We start from the raw sequence: 3,324 nt of genomic DNA, 5'->3' as shown, positions 1-3,324 counted from the left end.
GCGGGGGGTGGTCGCGGGGAGGTAGGGGAGGCGGGCCAGGGCCATGGTGCCCTGGGCGCCGAGCTGGGCGGCGATGGCGGCGAACTCCTCGACCTCCCGGCCGCTGTGCACGATGAACAGGTCGCACCCGCCCCGATACAGCCACGCCTTCTCGGTCGCCGGGATCGAGATGCCGGGAAGACCGGAAACGAACACCGGGCGAGGGCTCAGCCCGTCCAGCACGTCACTGACCAGCACGTCCACCACGGGTCCCGTGCAGGCGACCAGCACGGCGTCCGGCCTGATCCGCTCGGCGAGCCGCCGCAGCGCCCGTGCCGGGACCACCGCGGGCGGCTCCCCCTCGCCGGACCGCGTCCCGCTGACGGCGGCGGCGATCTGGCCGGGCGACGGGGCGATCGGCGTGCGCACCACGGCCAGTGTCGACGTCCAGCCGTCCGGTAACCCGTCGAGGAGGCCGGCGGCCCACTTCAGGTACGAGTCGGAGTCGGCTACGGCGAGAACCCGGGTCAAGGAGAAGCCCCTTCGTGCGCGAACATCTGGAGGTGTGATCGGAGGGAGACCGTCGCCGAGGGCGTCCACCAGTCGTCGGGGACCTCGACCGACTCGACGGGCACCCCGCGCGCCGACAGCAGGACGCGGAGCGAGGTGACCGCCGTGGAGGGCAGGCTGAGCACCCGCTGGCCGGGTCGCAGGTCCCGCAGGGTGATCTCGACCGGGGCCCCGCCGTCGTACACGGTGACGCCGGGGTGGTCGCGGACGGCCGCCAGGTCCCCGGGGTCCTCCCGCCGGTGCGGGTAGTAGGCCAGCGGCCCTTCGAGCGCGAAGAGCCAGGACAGGTAGCGGTCGCGGTGGATCAGCCCGTTGCGTACGAGGGAGGTGCCGAGGACGACGGTGCTCTCGGGCGGCCGGGGATGCGCGACGGCCGGCTGGGACCGCAGCCAGGCGAAGTCGTGGGTCACCAGCTCGGCGCCGAGCCCCCGTACGGCCTCGCTCAGGGCGGCGGGGACGGGCAGGGCCGTGAAGATCGTGAGCCGGCCGGCCCGTGCGGCGGCCCGCAGGCGGAGCCCGGCGGCGGCCCCGAGGATCCTCCGCGCGGGGCCGGGGGTCGCACGGGCGCGCAGCAGCGGGGTCCCGGCCCTGGCGGTCAGCAGTTCCAGGAGGCGGATGGTGGCGAGGCCGTCGTCGACCACGACCATCCGCTTCGGGGCGGCGGTGAGCGAGGTGAACTGCATCCTGCCGGAGAAGGCGTCTCCGAGGACCCAGGTGGTCTCGCGTCCCGGGCGGGGCATCCGGTCCTCGGCGGTCTCGATCTCCAGGCCGGGGGGCAGGTCAAGGGCGGCCAGCTCGGACCGGGTCACCCGGAGTCCCGGCAGCCTGCCACGGGTGACCACACGGGTGCTCGGCCCGGCCACCCCGGCGTACCGGGCCTCGACCGCGCAGAGCAACTGGAGAGGAGATTCCACCCAGGCGACGGCCGACCCCTGCTCCCGCACGCGGCTTCGACCGTTCCTCTCCACGCCGGGCATTGACACTTTCACGACGCTTGAAACGTAACGGGGCGACCCGACGCGTGGGGTAACACCCGGTGAACACCCGACAACGACACCCCCGCCATCCCCTCCACAGCAGGAAAACGACCCCCACCGCCGTACCCACCGGGCCCGCCCACCACCGGCCCCGGTGAACAGACCATCTGCCGCCGACCCGGCGAAGAACATGGTCCTCGCCTTCGGCTCGGGCGTTTTCCTGGGCCTCACGGCCTGCCCTGGCCTGGAGCGTGTCTGACAATTCGTGGTGGCGGAGCCAGAGCATCAGGCAGCCGATGGTGGCGCCGGCGAGGTAGCGGCTGGCGAGCTTGTGGAAGCGGGTGGCGATCGCTCGCCATTGCTTGAGCTCGCCGAAGCAGCGTTCCACCAGGTTGCGCTGCTTGTAGGTCTCAGCGTCGAAGGCGTAGGGGCGGCCTCCATGGCTACCCTTGCGGTTGGCGATCTGGTCCTTGCGCTCGGGGATGACCGCCTGGATGCCACACCGGCGCAGGTAGGTGCGGATCTTCTTGGAGGAGTAGCCCTAGTCGCCGATCAGCCGGTCGGGACGGGTCCGGGGCCGGCCTGCACCGATGCGGGGCAGCCGAAGCTTTGGCCATGACCACTTCGAAGGCGGTGCAGTCCACCACGTTGCCACCGGTCAGATGCAGCGTCATGGGCAGGCCACGGGCTTCGGTGATCAGGTGGAGCTTGGTGGTGAGTCCTCCCCGGGACCGGCCCAGAGCCTGCCGCCTTCGCGATTGCTTCGTATCGATCGTCCCGCCGTGGTCCCCCAAGATCCCATCGATCACCTGGCGGTGATCCCGCCACGGACGACCACGACCGTCGGTGGCGGGTAACAGCGGCTCGATCCGCTGCCAGGCCCTATCGGTCAGCTCACCACGTCTCACCACGATGGATCATCTAACCCCACCACCGTGATCATTTATCAGACATGCTCTGGAGGTTCGTCGTTGCTCGGTGAGCGTAACCCTGCCTTAGGCTAGAGACGAGGAAGAGGATTGGCCGGAGCCGCCAGATCCCTGATCGAAGCGAGGGAACGGCTGGCCTCGCACCCGCCCCGGCCGCCTGATCGCAGACAAGGGCTACTCCTCCAAATACATACGCAGCCACCTGCGCAAGCGTGGGATCCAGGCGGTCATCCCCGAACGCTAGGACCAGATCGCCAACCGCAAACGCCAGGGCAGCCACGGAGGCCGCCCCCACGCCTTCGACGTCGACGTCTCCAAGCACCCCAACCTGGTCGAACGTTGCTTCGGCAAGCTCAAGCGATGGCGAGCCATCGCCACCCGCTTTGACAAACTCGCCAGCCACTACCTCGCCGACGCCACCATCGGCCGCCTCATGCTGTGGCTCCGCCAACTCGAATTGTCAGACACGCTCTAGTGCACCCGTTCACGGGCTCACCACCGCAGAAGGCACCGGATCCGCCGTACCCCGTCCCGCCGCGTCGGCGCCGAGCGAGAGACCCCTGAGGGCCGGACCGGGACACGGCCTGTGGGCTGTCCAAGTAGATGGGCCGAACGGCGGGTTTACGCGGGCGGGGGTACGCGGTCAGGGGCGTACGCGGGCGGGGGCGGGCCGGTAGGCCTTGGAGATACTGCCCGAGCCGAAGGCGAGGACCTTTGACCAAGGCGGTGGGTCAGATGAGAGCGGTCACGGGGTGGGTGGGGGTTCGGTCTGGTGTGGCGCCATATCAGGCGCCGGCTTCGCCGTACTGCCTCTCGCCGCGTCGACTCCTAGAACTGAGACGTGTGGCCGGGGGGAGGTGCGGGGCGGG

Annotated in this window: 3 protein-coding genes and 1 pseudogene; all 4 read right to left on the bottom strand. The window is 70.5% G+C overall.

The genetic code is table 11. The annotated features are described in order from the left end of the window. Positions 1-510: DUF6716 putative glycosyltransferase (locus NYZ98_RS41160; protein WP_316249665.1), on the bottom strand; the 510-nt coding region annotated here is incomplete at its 3' end. Next, a complete protein-coding gene (locus NYZ98_RS41155) occupies positions 507-1,463 on the bottom strand; it encodes a hypothetical protein (protein WP_262850976.1) in 957 nt (318 codons plus the stop codon). The genes NYZ98_RS41155 and NYZ98_RS41160, both read right to left, overlap by 4 nt. A 337-nt stretch (positions 1,464-1,800) precedes the next feature. Further along, positions 1,801-2,440 (bottom strand): annotated as a pseudogene (locus tag NYZ98_RS41150) (IS5 family transposase); the annotation flags it as partial. A 25-nt stretch (positions 2,441-2,465) separates the two neighbouring features. After that, a complete protein-coding gene (locus NYZ98_RS41675; protein WP_380706360.1) occupies positions 2,466-2,906 on the bottom strand; it encodes a hypothetical protein in 441 nt (146 codons plus the stop codon). Positions 2,907-3,324 lie beyond the last annotated feature (418 nt).

Origin of the sequence: Sphaerisporangium corydalis (assembly GCF_025506355.1) — a bacterium.
GTDB classification, from domain to species: Bacteria; Actinomycetota; Actinomycetes; order Streptosporangiales; family Streptosporangiaceae; genus Sphaerisporangium; species Sphaerisporangium corydalis.
Note: the sequence above shows the minus strand (reverse complement) of the source record. Positions and strands in the feature narration are given on the sequence as shown.